The sequence below is a fragment of the Ruegeria sp. HKCCD8929 genome (genome assembly GCF_013031405.1).
In the GTDB taxonomy this organism is placed as follows: domain Bacteria; phylum Pseudomonadota; class Alphaproteobacteria; order Rhodobacterales; family Rhodobacteraceae; genus Ruegeria.
Window position 1 is genome coordinate 47,723 of the sequence record NZ_WPZY01000001.1, and the last position, 18,581, is coordinate 66,303.

The 18,581-nt window shown below is 56.9% G+C and carries 16 protein-coding genes; 4 read left to right on the forward strand and 12 right to left on the reverse strand.

The window, feature by feature from the left end; translation table 11 throughout:
• Positions 1 to 11: 11 nt before the first annotated feature.
• The 7 genes from GOX53_RS00250 to GOX53_RS00280 all read right to left on the reverse strand — a co-directional run bounded on the left by GOX53_RS00250 (position 12) and on the right by GOX53_RS00280 (position 6,872).
• On the reverse strand, positions 12 to 767 hold the full coding sequence (locus GOX53_RS00250) for an SDR family NAD(P)-dependent oxidoreductase (protein WP_171172982.1): 756 nt from the start codon (positions 765 to 767) through the stop codon (positions 12 to 14).
• 15 nt (positions 768 to 782) lie between these two features.
• Positions 783 to 1,604, reverse strand: a complete 822-nt coding sequence (locus GOX53_RS00255) for a glutathione S-transferase family protein (RefSeq protein WP_254446408.1) — start codon at positions 1,602 to 1,604, stop codon at positions 783 to 785.
• The gene (locus tag GOX53_RS00260; protein WP_171172984.1) at positions 1,601 to 3,040 is read right to left on the reverse strand and encodes an aldehyde dehydrogenase family protein; all 1,440 of its coding nucleotides are present in this window, start codon (positions 3,038 to 3,040) and stop codon (positions 1,601 to 1,603) included. The genes GOX53_RS00255 and GOX53_RS00260 overlap by 4 nt, the downstream gene beginning before the upstream one ends.
• A gap of 20 nt (positions 3,041 to 3,060) precedes the next feature.
• Positions 3,061 to 4,422: a TRAP transporter large permease gene (locus tag GOX53_RS00265; RefSeq protein WP_171172985.1), complete on the reverse strand. Its 1,362-nt coding sequence runs from the start codon at positions 4,420 to 4,422 to the stop codon at positions 3,061 to 3,063.
• On the reverse strand, positions 4,419 to 4,958 hold the full coding sequence (locus tag GOX53_RS00270) for a TRAP transporter small permease (RefSeq protein ID WP_171172986.1): 540 nt from the start codon (positions 4,956 to 4,958) through the stop codon (positions 4,419 to 4,421). Before GOX53_RS00270 ends, GOX53_RS00265 begins: the two co-directional genes overlap by 4 nt.
• 21 nt (positions 4,959 to 4,979) lie before the next feature.
• Positions 4,980 to 5,741, reverse strand: coding sequence for a glutathione S-transferase family protein (locus GOX53_RS00275; RefSeq protein ID WP_171172987.1), 762 nt, complete (start codon positions 5,739 to 5,741; stop codon positions 4,980 to 4,982).
• Positions 5,742 to 5,861: 120 nt separating this feature from the next.
• A complete protein-coding gene (locus GOX53_RS00280; protein ID WP_171172988.1) occupies positions 5,862 to 6,872 on the reverse strand; it encodes a TRAP transporter substrate-binding protein in 1,011 nt (336 codons plus the stop codon).
• A gap of 253 nt (positions 6,873 to 7,125) precedes the next feature.
• Here GOX53_RS00280 and GOX53_RS00285 point away from each other — a divergent pair, with 253 nt between their 5' ends.
• On the forward strand, positions 7,126 to 7,911 hold the full coding sequence (locus tag GOX53_RS00285; RefSeq protein WP_171172989.1) for a GntR family transcriptional regulator: 786 nt from the start codon (positions 7,126 to 7,128) through the stop codon (positions 7,909 to 7,911).
• A 44-nt stretch (positions 7,912 to 7,955) separates the two neighbouring features.
• On the opposite strand, the gene GOX53_RS00290 is transcribed toward GOX53_RS00285, so the two are convergent.
• The 5 genes from GOX53_RS00290 to GOX53_RS00310 all read right to left on the reverse strand — a co-directional run bounded on the left by GOX53_RS00290 (position 7,956) and on the right by GOX53_RS00310 (position 13,309).
• On the reverse strand, positions 7,956 to 8,687 hold the full coding sequence (locus GOX53_RS00290; RefSeq protein ID WP_171172990.1) for a sulfite exporter TauE/SafE family protein: 732 nt from the start codon (positions 8,685 to 8,687) through the stop codon (positions 7,956 to 7,958).
• A 32-nt stretch (positions 8,688 to 8,719) separates the two neighbouring features.
• A complete protein-coding gene (locus GOX53_RS00295) occupies positions 8,720 to 10,018 on the reverse strand; it encodes a TRAP transporter large permease (protein WP_171172991.1) in 1,299 nt (432 codons plus the stop codon).
• An 8-nt stretch (positions 10,019 to 10,026) separates the two neighbouring features.
• Positions 10,027 to 10,512: a TRAP transporter small permease gene (locus GOX53_RS00300; protein WP_171172992.1), complete on the reverse strand. Its 486-nt coding sequence runs from the start codon at positions 10,510 to 10,512 to the stop codon at positions 10,027 to 10,029.
• Positions 10,513 to 10,576: 64 nt separating this feature from the next.
• Complete coding sequence (gene dctP / locus GOX53_RS00305) at positions 10,577 to 11,620, reverse strand: TRAP transporter substrate-binding protein DctP (RefSeq protein WP_171172993.1); 1,044 nt, start codon at positions 11,618 to 11,620, stop codon at positions 10,577 to 10,579.
• 51 nt (positions 11,621 to 11,671) lie between these two features.
• The gene (locus GOX53_RS00310) at positions 11,672 to 13,309 is read right to left on the reverse strand and encodes a sulfatase-like hydrolase/transferase (protein ID WP_171172994.1); all 1,638 of its coding nucleotides are present in this window, start codon (positions 13,307 to 13,309) and stop codon (positions 11,672 to 11,674) included.
• A 546-nt stretch (positions 13,310 to 13,855) separates the two neighbouring features.
• On the opposite strand from GOX53_RS00310, the gene GOX53_RS00315 reads away from it, so the two are divergent.
• The 3 genes from GOX53_RS00315 (at position 13,856) to GOX53_RS00325 (ending at position 18,457) form a co-directional block, all read left to right on the forward strand.
• Positions 13,856 to 15,133 (forward strand): alkyl/aryl-sulfatase, encoded by a 1,278-nt coding sequence (locus GOX53_RS00315; protein ID WP_171172995.1) that lies wholly within the window; start codon positions 13,856 to 13,858, stop codon positions 15,131 to 15,133.
• 132 nt (positions 15,134 to 15,265) lie between these two features.
• Entirely contained in the window at positions 15,266 to 16,531 is a 1,266-nt protein-coding gene (locus tag GOX53_RS00320; protein ID WP_171172996.1) for an FAD-dependent oxidoreductase, read from the forward strand.
• Positions 16,532 to 16,684: 153 nt separating this feature from the next.
• Complete coding sequence (locus GOX53_RS00325; RefSeq protein WP_171172997.1) at positions 16,685 to 18,457, forward strand: SulP family inorganic anion transporter; 1,773 nt, start codon at positions 16,685 to 16,687, stop codon at positions 18,455 to 18,457.
• Positions 18,458 to 18,581: the final 124 nt, after the last annotated feature.

Below are 18,581 nucleotides of genomic sequence, written 5' to 3' on the forward strand. Positions count from 1 at the left end.
GCACTCGTCGTTCAAAGGTTCACTTTGCCGCCGTCGACATTCAGAGTCTGGCCGGTCACGAAGTCGCTGTCAGGTGTGATGAGATACATCAGTGAACCCAGCAGGTCTTCGGGTACCATTTCGCGTTTGATCGAACGCGACTGGACCGTCGGCGCGCGCGCTGGGTCAAATCCGGTATGGCCTTGAAGCGCTTCGCTTTCGGTCAGACCCGGTGCAATGGCATTGACCTGGATGTTCTTGTCGCCCAGTTCGCGACCAAAACAACGGGTCAGTGCAATCACGGCCCCTTTGGACGCGGTGTAATGCGACAGGCCCGGAGGGCCGTAGTAGAACGTGCCCGATGCGATGTTGACGATCTTGCCGCCACCGGCGCGCAACATGGCAGGAACCACCGCCTTTGTGGCCTGATGCACACCGCGCGCGTTGACCATCATGACCTTGTCGAACTCGTCATTGTCGATCTGCGTGAACGGCTTGGGTTCGAGCGCGGCAAAGATCGACGCGTTGTTGACCAGGATGTTCAGGGCACCGAATTCTTTCTCGGTCGCTTCGACCATAGCGTTCAGCTCATCGTCTGACGTGATGTTCACACTCAAGCCCGTGGCCGATCCACCTGAACCCTTGATTGCTGCGACGGTATCCGCGGTATCCAGAACATCCGTGACCACGACATTGGCCCCCTCTTCCGCCATGCGCTTGGCCATGACGGCGCCAATTCCACGAGCTGCGCCAGTGATGACGGCGGTTTTTCCTTCCAATCGTCCCATACTATCCTCCGGTATTCAGATTTCGATTTCGAGAATTCTCGCGACTTCGGGCCAGCTCTTGGCGCCGTTTTCCCGCAGATCATTGGTTAAGTCTTCCGGCACCCAGTCAAGGAAGCACTTCTTGAAGTTCGGCAGCGCTTGGATCCGGGCAAACCATTTCTCAACATTGGGCAGGCGTCCGTTTTCCCACATGCCCCGCATCGACATCATTGCCAGGCGGTTGACATAAGGCGTCATGGCAATGTCCGCGATGGTGAATTTGTTACCCACCAGCCAGTCGTTCTCGCCTGCCAGCGCCTCCTCCATCTTGTGCAGGTAGGTATCGTACAGCTTGACCTTTTCGGTGGCGCCCGGCGCCTCAAATCCATAGCGAGTAAACCCGTCTTTCATGCTTTTCCAATCGGACGTGACCGAGATCGGCGGTGTGGACGCCAGGAACTCCTTCACACCTTCAGGGCCGAGATTTTTCAGCACCGTGTGACGGTGCGAGCAGACAAAGGTCACGGCACCGCAGGCCGGGTGCAAATCCTCGTCAACCGCCTTGGTCCAATACCGCACCTGCGCACGCTCCCACGGATCGGTGGGGTGCATCGGGTTTTCGGGCACGATGCCATCAAGATACTCGCAGATCACCGTCGAGTCGGTGATGACCGTATCATTGTGAACCAGCGTCGGCACAACCGCCTTTGGGTTCAGCTTCATGTATTCTGGGTCGAACTGCTCGCCCTTAAGAATGTCAATGTAGACGCCCGCCCATTCCAGACCTTTTTCTTCCATGGCAAAGCGCACCTTGGCCGCGCAAACCGAGGAGCCGTGATGGTAAAGAGTGAATGTCATAGCTGCACCGTGACCCATTTAAGTTCTGTCATTGCTTCCATATCGGCGTCCGTGCCCTCGCGGCCGACACCAGACTCGCCGTTGCCGCCAAAGGGCACATGGGCTTCGTCGTGGATGGTCGGGCCGTTGATGTGACACATGCCGGCGCCGATGTTGCGGGCAAAGTGGAACGCCTTGTCTATGTCTTTGGTAAAGATCGCCGAAGACAGACCGTATTCGGTATCGTTGGCCTTCTCGAGCCCTTCCTCGTAGCTGTCGATTGGATAGATCGAGCTGACGGGGCCAAAAGTCTCGGCCTTGCACACGGTCATCTCTTCGGTAACGTCGGTCAGCAACGTCGCTTGGCAACGGTTGCCCTCCCATTCGCCACCGGCAACCACCTTAGCCCCCTTGGCAACAGCGTCGGCAATATGCTCGCGCACCCGGTTGCGTTGACGATCCGAGATGATCGGCGCGATCACGGTTTTCGGGTCACGCAGGTCACCCATGCCAATCTTTGACGCTACCATGGAAAAGCGCTTGACGAATTCCTGATAAAGTGGCCGCTCGACATAATAGCGGCTTGATCCGATACACGCCTGACCGGCAAACATGTAGATTGAGCGCGCCGCCAGCGGCACAACCTCGTCCAAATCGGCATCAGCGAGAATGACCGTCGGGCTTTTGCCACCCAACTCGAGCGTGTTGGGGGTCTTGTTCTTGGCACAAATCTCGTTGATGTGCTGACCAATGACTGTCGACCCAGTGAAGGTGACAAAATCCACGTCAGTGTGGCTGGTGAGATCGTCCCCAATCTCGTGACCGAAGCCGGTTACGACATTGTATGAACCCGGAGGGAACCCAGCTTCGGCCACAATCTCGGCAAAGAGCACCGTCAGGTGCGGCGCCATTTCCGAAGGCAGGTGTACCACGGTGTTTCCGACGGCCAGTGCATTGGCGACAAGGCGCGTGGTCTTGATCAAGGGAACGTTGAACGGTGTGATCACGGCGACCACACCAAGGGGTTCGCGGATCGACATGCTGAACTTACCAGGCGCGTCCGACGGGATTGTCTCGCCGCGCACGTTGCGGCAAAGGCCCGCTGCCGCACGGATCATCGTCAGCCCCTTGTCGAACTCGAACATGGCCTTTTGGAAAGGCGAACCGATTTCGTCAATCAGGCAATCGACCAATTCATCACGGCGCTCTTCCATGATCTCAGCAACGCGAAGAAGCCAACGCTCGCGTTCCTTTGGCAAGGTTTCCTTGTAGGTCGGGAAAGCGTTCTTCGCCGCAGCTATACCCTTTCGCATATCGTTGCCCGTGCCGTTTGCCGCATGGCAGTACAGGCTATCGTCCAACGGATTCAGCACCTCGAACGTGGCGCCTCCCTCGGCGTCGACCCAGCTTCCGCCGATAAAGTGCTGAAGCGTCTTGGATGTTGTCTTGGTGTCCATTATTCGACTCCTGTTTATTGCTATCCGCCGACAACAGCCTGAGGTAGGAACAACGCGATCTGCGGGAAGAGGATGAGTAGGCCAATCATCGCGACCATGGCGAACCAGAAGGGCCAGATACCCCGAAAGATCTGGCTCATCGGAACATCCGGGGCGATCGATTTCACGATGAAGACATTGATGCCGACCGGCGGGCTGATCATGCCCATCTCGAGCACGATCACCACGATTATGCCGAACCAGATCAGGTCCCAATTCAGCGCCATGGCGATCGGGATCACCACGGGGATTGTCAGCACCAGCATCGCCATCGCTTCAAGGAACATGCCCAGGAACATGTAGATCAGGATCACGATCAGCAGGATGCCGACCTCGCCAATCGGCAGCGATGTGAGAATTGTCACCAGTTGGGCGGGCAGTTCGGTCAGCGACATGAACGGGATGAAGACAAATGCCCCGATGATAATCATGAACACGGTCGCGGTGGCGTTCATGGTCTCAAGCAGGACCGTCTTGGTGGCATTCCAGTTCAGCGAACGCCGCCACGCGGCAACCACGAATGTAAAGAATGCTCCGACCGACGACGCCTCGACCGGAGTGAAGAAGCCGGTGTACATGCCACCAATGACGGCTAAGACCACTGCCACGATTGGCACGGCCCGCCCCAGCGAGGCCATTTTCTCCTCACGGCTGAACCGCTTGCCGCGCGGGCCAGCTTCGGGCTTGCGGATCACCACATAGTAGATCGCACCGATGAAGAGCAGTGTCAGGATGATGCCCGGGAACACTCCGGCCATAAAAAGACGCCCAATCGATTGCTCGGTCAGCACCGCATAGATGATCATGCCGCCGGAGGGTGGGATCAGGAACCCCAACGTTCCCCCTGCCGCCACGGACCCCGTGGCCAGGCCGTCGGCATATTTGTATTTCTTCATTTCCGGCAAAGCCACCCGGCCCATAGTGACAGCCGAGGCAAGCGACGAGCCCGAGAGCGCGGCAAAGCCAGCACAAGCGGCAATAGTGGCCGAGGCCAGCCCGCCGCGCAGATGCCCCATCCAGCGATAGGCAGCAGCGAAAAGGTCATTCGACATGCCCGAAACACCGGCGAGGTTGCCCATAAGCACGAACATCGGAATGACCAGAAGATTATAGTTTGATGCCGCCTCGAATGTTTCACCGGCCAGGTTTGAATAGGCGATCTTCAGACCACGAGCCCAGGCCTGATCTTCAGCCATGCCCACGGCCATGAACTTGTTGGCATTGGCGATGATCGTACCCACGAACCCAACGCCAAGCATCGACAGGGCTACCGGCATCCGCAGCGCCAGCAGGACAAAAAGCACAAGCAGTCCCAGAAGACCAAGAAATGTCATACTGATCATTGCCCGCCGCCCCCAACTCTGAGCGGAACCACCGTGTTTGAGCGCAGCAATTGCCAGATATCCAGTGCCAGTACGACTGCGTAGATCGCGACTGATGCAGCCAGCAGGTAGTAGAACGGTTTGAAAGAAATCAGCAGTTGCTGGGTCGTTTCACCGAACCGGTCGGCATTTTGGCCAGCATGCACCAGTTGCTGCGCCATCACGCACAACAAAACCAGGCCAATCAGCTTGACCACGACCATCGACCATTTGGCGAAACCTGCCGACATGCGGGATTCAAGCACTTCGATTTCGATATGCGCGCCCGTGCGCGCTCCGAGAGGGATCGACAGCGCAACGATAACCACCAGCGACAGGATCAGCAGGTCCTCGGCGCCAACGATCGGTGAGTTCAGCGCCTTGCGCATCACCAAAACATTCCAGACCGAATACCCGGTCATGAAAACCAGCGTTAGGCCGCCGCCGATCAGTGAAACCCAGGTCAAAGCCCGGTCCACCACATCAATCAGGGTTGGTTTTTGTTGCTCGTTCGACATGACTTCTTCGCGGTTCTTGGGTCAGACTTCCGAGAAATCCGGGCACCATTTCAGGACTCCCTCCCGGTAGCTGTCCTTGGCTTCGAATGACGCGGCCCAGCGTTGGATATTCGGATAGTTTTCAAACGGATAACCGCAGCCATGCAGGACGAAGTAGAGCGGGATCCACGAGATGTCCGCCAGCGTGAACTGGTCCCCCGTGATCCAGTCGCGTCCCTCAAGCGTCACTTCCAGCTTGGTGAAACACGCACCCAAAATGGCTTTGGCTTTATCAAGGTCGCTCGTGCTGAATTCGTTGCTGCCAGCGTGTTTTGAATGGAATCTCTTCAGCTCTTCATTCTTCTGCAGCGAGTCGTATTTTTCCTGTTCCTCAGCAGTCTTTTTCATCTGCCTGCCCACTTTGTAGGCGTAGACGTACGGCTTGCACGCCGGCACGTGGATGGCGGCGGCCAGGTGCAGCCACTCCATCATCTCCGCGTTGTTTTCGGCCCGCAGGGACGGCTCGGGATAGGTTTCGTCAAGATAATCGATAATGTCGTTCGATTCGATGTGGACGACCCCGTTGTCCACCAGCGTTGGAACCAGACCGTTGGGATTAATCCCAAAATACTCGTCTGTTATGTTTTCCTTCTTCTTCAGATCGATGTGGTGGCTCGTCCAGTCCAACCCTTTCTCGAGCAACGTCATGCGCACCCGCATCGAACAGTTGGATATCGCCCCGTGATACAAGTGAAGGCCTTTGAACGCCTCGACAGATTTGTTTGTTGGGACGATAACAACCATGGCGGATGTCCTTTGACGTGTTTGGTAAGGGAGTATCTCTGCCAGGCCCCACCGCTGCGAACTCGCAATGGGACCAAGCGGGAGTTCAAGCGCCTTCCCACCGGAAGGCACAAGGCCGGCTCAAGGGTTCAGAGCTTTGTAGATTTTGCGCACATCTGTGATGCCGCGGCTTTCGTAATCGGCAAAAATCACCTCAAGACCTTCGGCAACAGCGGCATCCATCTTGGCGCGCTCTTCATCCGATACGACCACCCATTCAAAGTTCTTGCCGGTGGTTTCGGCAATCAGCTTCTTTGAGACCTCGTCGGCACCGTCGAATGATTTCGCCAGTTCCAGCGACATCGGCAGACCAGCGATTTCGTCGATGATGGCCCGGTGCTCGTCCGACAGGCTCATGTACCGCTCTTTGTTCATGACTGCGTAGGTCACGGCAAAGGTCGTCGGCACGTTTTCGACGATGTGACTGGAAACGTCCCAGAAATTCCAGGGCTGCGTAATGTTGTTATACGAGGCCGTCGTTGCGTCGATCGTGCCGGTGCTGAGGCCAGTGTACATCTCGGTCACCGGCATTTGCACGGGAACGGCACCCAAGGATTCGACGATTGGCGTTGTCATCGCAGCAAAAGGCACAAGCTTGGCGCCCTTCAAACCTTCCATGGTGGACACATCTCGGTTTGCTGCAAACAGGTTGCCGGCAACGGTTCCCACGGCCAGAACCTTTACGTCTTCGTATTCGTCGGCCAGGTGCTCGTCAAAGGCGGCCCAGATGGCGCGTGTGGATTGATCGGCGTTTTCCGAGTTGCCTGGCAAAATGCCCAGCATCGTTTTCGGAAACAACTGAGGTGTGTAGCCGGAAACGCCGAAGGTGATGTCTGCGACACCCTCAACGGCGCGCTTGTATTGCTGCACCGGACCCGCGCCAAGCTGGCCTGCCGGATACATCTTCATGGTCAGCGTTCCGCCGGAGCGCTTTTCGATCTCCTCGCCGAACCACTTGAACATGCCTGTGTTCGTATGGTGCTGCGGCGGCAGGAATGTTGCAACGCTCAGCTCTTCGCTGGAGGCGGATTGAGCCGATACGGCAAGACCGAGGGCGGTTGCAGCAGCGAGGCTAATACGCGTGAGTTTCATTATGTCCTCCCAGGATTTGTGTGATCACCAAGCGACGTGGGATCCCATATTCGCCTGCCATCGACAGTATTCTCGATTCAGGCCGCGTCTTGCACTTGAATACCATAATGGGATCCCAAATCAAGACAATTTTAAAATCGGCGTAGTATTATTGGTTTGATTTTAAGTTTAGGGATCCAAAAAATCTGCTTACCTTAGGATCAACATCTCGCCGCTGGTGCAGAACACGCAGCTTGACTTTGGGATCCCGCACATGATGAATGAGCCTATGGAATCGATTGATACAGAACTCGCGGCGCGAATCAGACAAGACATCATCATGGGTGTTTTCAGGGAAGGTGAGCGTCTCTCCGAGGCTCGGCTTTGCGAAATCTACGACGTGTCGCGGACGCCAATCAGGCTGGCACTTCGGCTGCTGGAACGTGAACGCCTCATTCGCCGTGGCGAAGGTCGAGGGTACACGGTCTTCAGCCCGACAGTAGAAGATATCCTGCAGGCGGTTCAGGTGCGTGGTCACTTGGAAAGCCTAGCCGCGCGACTGATGGCCCAATCCGCAGAGCGCTCTCAGCATCTGCCCCACCTGGCACGTGCGATCGAAACCATCGGCAAGGTTTTGCGGGCTGGTGTACTGGACGATGCTGCTAGACGAGAGGCGCAGGCTGCAAACAAAATCTTCCACACAACCATTCTGACGGCCTGCGGCAATGACTATGTCGGATTTACCTGTGAACAGATCAGTCACCTACCCATGTTGGCGGCCGGCTCGATGGTCTTTGACCGCACATCCAGCCAATCGCCGGACCACATGGAGCGGGGTCTTTTCAGATTGCATATCGGGAATGCTCAGCATCAGGTGATTTACGAAGCCATCGAGAAGGGCGATGCCGTTCGCGCGGAAGGCATGATGCGGGAACACTCTCACGCAATGCTCGATTATATTCAGACATTCGAGCGCAAAGACGACAGCCTGACAGTCGCTGACCTAATTGCCTATTCGGGTGCCGAGCCGTTGGATTTTGGAAAACCGCGAACCGAATGACTGCCTAGAATGGCATAAGGCCGTGGTTTTGCGGCGTATCGTCCTCAGCTCCAGGTCAGCGAAATGCCCTTGTAGATCAGGCGCAACCCGACGATCGAGACAAGCATTCTGAACACTTGCCGGAACAACACCTCCGAGACGTGATGCGTCACACGCTTTCCGGCCCATGTGCCCACAAACCCCGCCAGGGTCGCCCCGATGATGTGCGGAACATAGTCGAAATAGCTGAATCCAAAGCTCACGTAGCCCGTCACCTTCATGACATCGAGCAGCAACAAACAGGCCGCCAGCGTTCCGGTAATCTGAAGCTTCATCAGATCTGTACGCAGCAGGAGCGGCTGAAGCACCCCGCCCACGCCGAAAAGAGCCCCGAGAAAACTATGTGCGACTCCGACAAAGACGAACGGGTGCCGGATCGGGATTCTGATCCTGTTTTTCGGCATCCATATGAGGATCAAAAGGACAACGCCCAGCAGGATCGAAATCGCGGCATCCGGCAACGCCACAAACGACCGTGTGCCGAAATAAACCCCAAACAGGCAGCCAAACGCGAAAGTGCGTACGATGCGCCAGTTGATGTGAGACCAGAAGAAGACGATCCGGGCCATCAATGACCCTGCGGCAAATGCGGATTGCAGCGGTACGGCTGCGGAAATGGGCAGAACCGAAACGCTGGCGATCAAAGTGATGTAAACGCCGCCGGTTGCAAAAGCGGCGTTCACAAAGGATGCGGCGAAACTGCCGAGGGTGACGACCACAAGCGTTGCATCAACCATGCGCTTATCACCCGGTCACCGATTTCAGCCCGCTAACGCATGAGGTTCGGAAGCCAGGTTGCGATCTCGGGCACCAAAAACAGAAGCAAGAGACCGACCAGCATCGAAAAGATGAACGGAGTGACGCCGATGAACATCTTGGCGAGATCCACATCACTAATTACGGCCTTGACCGTGAACACGTTCATCCCGATCGGAGGCGTGATCAATCCAAGCTCAACAACCAGGATAATGACGATCCCGAACCAGATCATGTCCACGCCCAAAGCCGCCAGCGATGGCAGAAAAACCGGAACCACAAGCAGCAGGATCCCGAGCGACTCGAAAATCATCCCCAAAAGAACGCAGATTACGCATATTCCTAGCACCAGTTGCATCGCCGAAATCGCACCGTCGCCCTGCACCATCTCGACCAGCTCGAACGGCATTCCGGTGATGTTCACGAACTGCGCCAGCATCATGCCGCAAATCACGATGGTAAAAATCATGCCCGTGGTCTTCACGGTATCCGCAAAGACATGCAGCAGTTCGGGCCAGGTGCGTAGCCGGCCGCGCGAAATAGCAAAAATAAAAGCAAAGAATGCGCCGACTGCCGCCGATTCAGTTGGTGTGAAAATGCCGGTGTAGATGCCGCCAAGGACAACAAAGAACAGGAGCATGATGGGCCAGCTTGCTTTCGACGCCTGCAATTTCTCTATCCAGGTTGTCGCTTCGCCGGGAGGGCCCGAATTCGGAAACAAGCGCACAACAACAGCGATCCCAACGAGAAACAACAGGACCAGCATCAGTCCCGGAACGATGCCCGCGATGAACAGCTTGCCAATATCCTCGCCCACGATGATCCCGTAGATGACCATGGGAACAGACGGCGGGATCATGATCCCGAGCGTCCCGCCAGCTGCAATGGTGCCCGTGGACAGCGCATCATTATAGCCAAAGCGGCGCATCGGCGGCATGGCGACGCGACTCATCGTGGCCGCCGTCGCCAACGAAGATCCGCTGACCGCGGCAAACCCGGCACAGGCAAAAACGGTGGCCATGGCAACCCCGCCCTTGAGCCGTCCCAGCCAGGCATAGGAGGCCTCATAAAGCTCGTCCGAAATACCAGCCCGGTGGATGAACGTCCCCATCAGGATGAACAGCGGAACCACCGACAGGCCCAGGTTCATGGTCATTTCCATGATCCATTGCCCTGTAACGGCAACCGATGCGTCCATGCCGCGATAGGCTGCAAATCCGATGACGCCAACGACTAAGGTCGCATAGCCCAGCGGGACGCCGACAAAGCTGAGGAAAAGGACAATGGCCAGGCCAGTTAATGCATGCGTCATCTAGACCCCTAATCTGCTGATCCGTGGCCGGAGAGGCCTTTTTTGAATACCCGAACACCCGCCACCAGGGAGAAGGCGACAAAGACCACCAACGCCGAAATGATCCAGCCGAACGGGATTTCGAGACCCTCGGTCACGTCTTCGTAGTCAAAGGCTTCCCGTGCCGAAACAATCAGCACCCACAGCAGAAAGGCTGTGCCGAGCGTGTTGCTGACCGCGTAGATCACACCATAAAGCTTAGGTGACAGTCGGCTGATCATCGGCTCGAAAATCGACACGACGATGTGGCTGCCATCACGGCTGACAAGGATGAACCCCGCAAAGACGGTTAAGGTAAGCAGAATTTGCGTGATCTCGGCGCTACCCGATACTGGCGCCGAAAACACGTACCGCATGAACACGTCGGCAACTGTCAGCAACATCATCAAGGCAAGCAGAACCGACCCAATGATCAATCCAATCTGGCTGAGCGTGTTTATCACCTTGTCAAACATTGGCATGCCTCCTCGGATATGAGAAAGGCCGGGTTTCCATAACGGGATGCCCGGCCTTCACTGGTCAGTTGGCGTTGACCTTGCTCAGACGCTCAACCTCGGCGCGCATGAAGTCCAGCGCGGCCTGGCCGTCGACGCCCATGCCGTCGACCTTTGCGATCCACTCATCCACGATCGGCTGCGAGTTCTCCTCAAGGCTGGCAACCAGCGCGTCTGACGGCGGGTGATAGGTTACCGTCTTGGCCAGTTCGTCACGGCCTTCCAGCGCCTGCTCGTTTACCTTCGTACCAACCATGCGGGCCAGGTGTTCGCCCGATAGGTCCGTCAGAACCTGCTGGTCCTCGGGTGAAAGACTGTCCCAGGTCTTCTGGTTGATGAAGTGGCTGAAGTTGATCGAAAACATCGATTTGTCGAACTGCACGCAGGATTTGGTGTAGCTGTCAATCTTGAACTGCAATACGGAGTCGTAGGTGATGCCGGTGTAGGCCTCCACGACGTTGCGCGACACAATCTCGTGGATCTGAACCGCAGGGCCAGTGACCGTCGCGACACCCATGTTCTTGAGGGCCTTGTCGAGATTCCCCTTAAGGCTCCAGACCTTGCGCGTGCTGAGGTCTTCTGCGGACTCGATTTGCTTGTCGGTCAGCGAGCACAGCGCACCGCCGCCGAAGTGGTACATCCCGAGAAGGTGGACACCGCGCCATTTCTCGGTCTCGGCGAAGTACTTTTGATAAGTGTTCCACAGCGCCACAGAGGTCGCTTCGGAGTCACCCTGGTGGACCCAAGGCATCAGGCCGACATGCGCACCGGGATTCTTGGGCCCCAGATAGATATTGGCCAAGAAACCGGCATCAGCCGCACCCTTACGGACCGCATCCATTACTTTGGGCGGCGGGGCCACCGATTTGGGCGTGAACTCGATCGAAAGCCGACCTTCGGATTTTTCGTGGACCTGACTGGCCCAGTCCCGCATCACGTCCCAATAAAAGTGGCTTGGCGGAACAAAGATGTTGAAGAGGATTTTTGTTTCCGCGATGGCCGAAACCGGCGTCAGCACCGCAGCGGCCAATCCAGCCATTACCGCGTTTTTCCAAGAATTCAGTTTCACTTTTTCCTCCGTTGATGTGGGTACTCGGCCATTCGGCCTCTCAGGGTCCCGTCAATCCGCGTTTAGCGGTTTGCGTTTCGGCAGAATTTTCGGATCTTTGCCTGCCGCACTTTCCTCGTCCCAATACCCGATGAGCACACCGAGCTTTTCTTCCATCCCGGTCATTTTGACGTTGTGGTCCTCGCTCCAGGTTTCCCGTTGACGGTATTGCAGAGCCCAACCCGCCAACCGGTTGAACATGGACCTGCGAATGTCTTCGAAATTCGGGGCTCGACCGAGATCGACGAGTTCATCAGGATCGTTGATCAGATCAAATAGAACTGGTGGATACCCGTGAGCATGCACGTATTTCCACTCCTTGGTCGCCACCATGTAGGACCGGCAATCCAGCGGCATTCGTCCAGTCTCGGGGCGAAAGACCTGGCACGAATAGTCGTACTCGCTGATGACGCAATCACGCCATTCAATTGCCTGGCCGCGTATTTTCGAAAGCAGCGAAAGCCCATCCAGCGTGTTTTTCTGAACCGTGCCACCGTAATACTCGATGAATGTCGGAAGCAGATCGATAGACTCAACCAGAGACTCGTCGACCGTGCCCCGGGTCGCATCGGCAGACTTGTCCGGGTCGACCACGATAAGCGGGACCTTCACGGACGGATCGTGGAAATAGTCCTTGTCGCCCATCCAGTGGTCGCCAAGGTAGTCCCCGTGATCCGAGGTGAACACGATCATTGTTTTGTCGAGCAGATCGCTCTCTTTCATGAACTCAAGGAGAATGCCGAGTTGATCGTCAATCTGAGAGATGAGTCCCATGTAGACGGGAATGACCGTCTCCCGAGCGTCATCCTTGCCAAATGTTTTTCCGGCGACCCGCTCGATGAAATGCTTCACCAAGGGATTTGGGTCGGCCAGCTCGCCCTCCGACTTGACGACCGGAATAACGTCGGCGGCGGAATACATGTCATTGTAGGGCGCGGGCGCAACATACGGCCAATGCGGTTTGATATAAGAAAGATGCAGAAGCCAGGGCGTCTCGCCGTCATCCTCGGCCAGGAAGTCCATCGCGCGCCTTGTCATGTAGGGCGTTTCCGAATCCTCCTCCGATACTCTAGCGGGGAGATCGACACGATCATTGAAAAACCCAGACCGCACGCCGTTTTCGGTTTCGACTGAATTGGCCGTCCAGTGCCAGGGATTGTCGTCGTCCTTGTACCCTTTGGATTTCAGGTAGTCGTTATAAGCGAGGCCGGGACGAACCATCGTGTCAGGGTGGATACCGTCATCGCGCTCGTAAGCTTCAAACCCGGCTTGCGCGTGGTGAACACCAATTTCGCTTTCGGGCGCGACCCCCAGCCTCTCCATTCCTTCGGTGTCCGCTTTCATATGCGTTTTGCCGACCAGGACGGTCCGAACGCCAAGCGGATTCAAGTGATGCCCAATGTTCTTTTCGCCAATGCGAAGCGGCGCAAAATTCGAATGTGACCCGTGCGACGAGACATAGCGTCCCGTGTAGGTACTCATGCGTGAAGGCCCGCATATCGGCGACTGGCAATACGCGTTGCTGAAACGCACACCGCGTGCGGCCAACCGGTCAATATTTGGTGTTTTGATGGTTGGGTGGCCTGAACAGCCCAAATAGTCGAACCGCAGTTGGTCGCACATGATGAAAAGAACGTTTTTGCGCTTCAATTTATTGCCCCCTTCACAGCGAGCTTGGGGTTGCCTGCCTTACGGGATCGTTCCGGAAACCGGCGGTCTTTCGGCCGGACGTGAACAGCGATTTCGTCGCGCCAGCCACGCCAGATCTGGTGGCAGGTACGTTCGGATGACTCCGATGATGTCATTTCAAACGATCTCCCGCAGATAGCTCGGCTCTTCCGACGACGATTTCGGCCAAAACCAAACTGGGCTTACGCCGCGATCGGCCCTCCATCGCCATCACCGCTAGAATCGCGCCGCCTTGAGACTCGTTTCGCACATTCGGGATCCCAAAACAACTGTAATTAACAAAAAATATATAATAGCGCAAAATAACTTGCTTTCAGGATCCTAAAAAAGCTAAACCAGCCTTGCCTGCGCGTCGGCACTGACCGCAAATACAGTGCGCTCTTAGACTGCTCAGGTATGCTTGTCGTTTCCGCCGGCATCGCCTCATGCGGCCACCGGCGCAGAGCCCAAAGTGTCGCTCATGTTCGGTCAATCAATTGACCGGGACAAATTCAGGAGGCCTTGCCGATGCACCCGGAACTGCAATCCCACCCGGACTACTTTCAAAAAGAGGTCGTTGAACTTGCCGACAACGTCTACATGGCCTTCGGGTACGCGGCTTCGAACGTTTACATGATAGTTGGCGACGAAGGGGTGGTCATTGTCGATACGTCCGAAACAACAACCGCTGCCGAGAACATCCTGAGTGCGTTCCGCAAAATCACCGATCTGCCTGTGAAGACCATCGTGTTCACCCATTCGCACCGCGATCACGTCTCAGGCGCCAGCGTATTTGCCGAAGGTGGAAATCCTGACATCCTCGCCAGTGCCAAGTATTCAGACGATTCTCTCTTTGTCGCGTCGGCACATCCCCAACCTGTCAAGGCAATGCAGGCACGAACCAAACGCCAGTTCGGAATCGGCCTGTCCTACCCGGATGAGATCATCGGCATCGGTGTCGGCCCTGGCGACCGCCCGCTGAAAGGCATGGGTGCGGGCTCACTTCCGCCAACGCGACGGATCGGGGACGATGGTGAAAACGTCACCCTGTGCGGCGTGGATCTGCAGTTGGTAATGGCGCCGGGCGAAACACCGGACCATATGGTGGTCTGGTATCCGAAAAAGAAGGTCCTGATCAGCGGCGACAATTTCTATCGGTCATTTCCGAACCTTTATGCAATTCGCGGAACCGCGTACCGGGATTTCGATGCCTGGGCCGACACCATGGACCTTCTGATGAGTTTTGAGCCCGAGGTGCTGGCGCCGGGTCACACGAAAGCGGTATCCGGCGCCAATCAAATCAAAGAAGTGCTGACCGACTATCGCGATGCAATCCGCCACGTAGTCGATGAAACCCGCGACGGTATGGATGCTGGCCTGACCATCGATGAACTTGCGCACAAGGTAAAACTGCCCAAGGAACTGGCTGAGAAACCCCACTTGAGGGAGTATTACGGACGAGTGGATCATGCCGTTCGCGCCTATTTTGTCGGCACGATGGGATGGTTTGATGGCAACCCGACTTCTCTTTCCATGCTTGCACCAGATGATGAGGCACGGCGTTTCATCGCCCTGACTGGGGGCGCAGCGGCAGTTTATGCAGCTGCGGAAAAAGCTGTCGCGAACGGAGAATACCAGTGGGCGCTGCAACTAGCTGACCGCCTGATCTATGCAGACGAGGATGGGGATCGCGCGACAAGACTGAAAACCGAAATCCTTCTCAAATTCGCCGAGGAGCAGATCAACTGCCCAACCCGGCACTACTACATCCAATGCGCGAAAGAGCTGGCCGCCGCCGACGTATAGCGGCCCTGGGCGTCACTGGGATGCAACGACGACTCGCTGCAGTCTTTTGCTGCCACTGGCACTTGAATCCCGACGGAACCGGTCCTTGGGATGGCCCAAGCCCCCCAGCTGGCAGAATTGGAGCGATGAAGCGTGAATTTTGATTACGAGTTGTTTGTCATCGGTGGCGGGTCGGGGTGTGTACGTGCTGCGCGCGTCGCCGCGCAGACTGGCGCCAGGGTCGGCCAGACCGAGGAATACCGCTATGGCGGCACATACGTTATTCGCGGATGCGTCCCCAAAAAGTTGATGGTGTTTGCCAGCGAATTTTCCGTGGCGGTGGGTGATGCAACAGAATACGGCTGGCAGGTGGTAACGGGGGGTTTCGACTGGCCCGCCTTCAAATCCAAGATGCATTCCGAACCGCACAGGCTGGAAGGTGTCCATCGCTCCGTTTTGACAAACAACGGGGTCAGTACATTTGGCAGCCGCGCCATATTGGCCGGCCCAAACACAGTTGAACTGGGCGACGGGGCGCAAAAGACGGCAAAGTACATTCCGATGGCGACGGGCGGCCGTCCGGTTCTGCCGGGGATCAAGGGCGATCACATAGGACTCTCGTCGAACGGCGTTTTTCATCTCGATGAGCTGCCAAAATCGATCCTGATCCTGCGCGGCTTCGATGACCAAGCCCGCGGCCTTGTGTCAGAGGAAATGTGCCAGCGCGGAGTGGAATTGCATCTCGGCAATAGCGATCTGGCCATGCAACCACAGAACGGCGGTATCCAGGTTCTTGTTAGCAACGGTCAAAACCGGGTGTTCGACAAGGTTATGTTTGCCACCGGCCGGACTCCGGATTCCGACGGTCTGGGGCTTGAAAAGACAGAGTTCGAAACCGGCCGAAATGGTGAGATCATTGCCGATCGGTTTTCGCAGACCTCGGTGCCTTCGATCTATGCGATTGGCGATGTCACGGATCGGGTGAACCCGACCCCGGTTGCCGTACGCGAAGGCATGGCCTTTTTCGAAACGGTGTTTTGCAACAATCCGACCAGCCCCGATCACGAACTCATTCCCACTGCGATCTTCACTCAGCCGGAAATGGGGACGGTCGGATTGTCCGAAGAGGCCGCCCGCGCGCAGGAGGCAATCGAAATCTATGCGACATCTTTCCGACCCATACAGTCTTCCTTTGCAGGCCGGACCGAGCGGGTTCTGATGAAACTGGTGGTCCGCCAGCAGTCGCGCAAGGTGCTTGGCTGCTACACCGTCGCATCGGGCGCAGGCGAGATGATCCAGCGTGCCGGAATCGCCATCAAAATGGGCGCGACAAAGGAAGATTTCGACAGGGTAGTCGCTGTTCACCCCTCAGTGTCGGAAGAGCTGGTCACGATGAAGGAACCAGCGTGCCGTGCATAGAATGGAAACGCGCCGTGGTCGCACAACAATAGCAGGTTCTGCCTTTTGAGCAGGAGGTCATTCGTGAAAAGCCCCCCAAAACTTCCTCCGAACCCGACAGGAATCGCGGACGGTCACTTGTGCCCCGCCGCTTCCTCGAATGGTGTCAACTAGATGTCCCCGCATCGGCTCTTCCCTGCGCTCCGATGGCTTCGCGAGGTCAACCCGGCCACTTTGCGGGCGGATGCACTGGCGGGCTTTTCAAACGCCGCTATCGTCGTTCCTCAGGGCGTGGCGTTTGCCACGATTGCCGGGCTACCACCGGAATACGGGCTCTATACGGCCATGGTCACTGCCGTCATTGCGGCCATGTGGGGCTCTTCAATGGTCATGATCTCGGGTCCAACCACCGCGATCTCGGCCCTCTTGTTCGCATCGCTCCGGGAATTCGCGGCTCCTTCCACGCCCGAATTCATCCAATTGGCTCTGACGATGACCGTGATGGTAGGGCTGATGCAGATCGTTGCCGGGGTGGCGCGGTTGGGCGGATTGGTATCCCTGGTATCACACTCGGTCCTGACGGCGTTTACCGCCGCCGCCGCCGTGTTAATCGGTGTCAGCCAGATTGCAGGGGCGCTTGGCTTGCATGTCGAGCGCGGCGGCAATGTACTGGAACGGCTGCTGAGGGTGGGCGCGGCCATCGACGAAACATCGCTTGCAGCACTCGCCGTTGCAGCCTCGACCCTGGGTTCGGCGATCCTGCTTCAGAAATTCGCTCCCCGCATTCCGTCCTTTCTGATCGCCCTGATCGTAGGCGCCCTAGTTGCTATCGGCTTGGGCGGATCCGAGGCGGGGCTGGCGATGGTCGGAGACATACAATCGGCAGTACCGATGTTTGCGCCGCCAATGGGGTCGTTCGATCAAATCACCGATCTAGCCCCGGCGGCGCTGGCCATCGCCTTGGTTGGATTGCTTGAGGCGATTTCGATTGGCCGGGCCTTTGCGGTGCGCCGGCATGAGAAATTCGATGCAAACCAGGAAATGATCGGCCAAGGACTGTCAAACGCCGTTGGCGGGTTTTTCCAATGTTACGCGGGTTCCGGATCCTTTACGCGCAGCGGGGTCAATGCCGAAGCCGGCGCCACAACACCCCTTTCGGCGGTTTTTGCCTCCGGCTTCCTGCTTTTGATCCTGCTGCTGTTTGCGCCCCTAATTCGCTACGTACCGATACCGGCGATGGCCGGGTTGATCCTGTTCGTGGCGTGGCGGTTGATTGATTTTGCGGAAATCCACCACGTGCTCACCACCAGCCGCCCGGAATCCGTGATCCTGTTCCTGACGCTGGCGGCCGGGCTGCTCATCGAGCTTGACTTTGCAATCTACATCGGTGTGATCGCGTCCTTCGCCGTCTTCGTTTACGAAAGCTCGCACCCGACCATCATCGTCAATGCGCCGGTCAACACCCCCGCCGGGCGGCGCAAGTTTCGGCGCGTTGACCTGCATCACAACCCGGAGTGTCCGCAAATCGTGACCATTCGGCTGGACGGTCCGCTGTATTTCGGATCCATCGACCATGTGGACGCGGAGATCGAGAAAGTCAGGGCCGCAAGGCCTGGGCAGAAACACGTGGTTCTCTATCTCAAGGGCCTTGGCAAGATCGACCTGGCCGGCGCCGATTTCCTGATCCGCCAAATCCGCGAGGTCCGGTCGGCCGGCGGCACCTTCCATATTGTCGCAATCTTCCGCCCCTTGGTGGAAAGCTTACGTCGCTTTCATGTCATCGAGGAAATCGGAGACGATCACCTGCACATCTCCAAGGGTGACGCCGTGGCGGCAGCGCTGAAGGAAATCGACCAACGCATCTGCGCCGGTTGCGACAAGCGGGTATATACCGAGTGTGACGGCTTCCTTGGCCCGGTGCCAACCAAGATCACCCCATCGGCTTGAACACGGATGTGGGAAAGCCGGGCCAATTTTGGCGCAACCATACCATCAGCAACATGTTTCGTCCGCTTGCGGTTTGAAGCACGTTGTGGATTTCAGCGTTTTCTTGGGATCAAACACCTAAGGT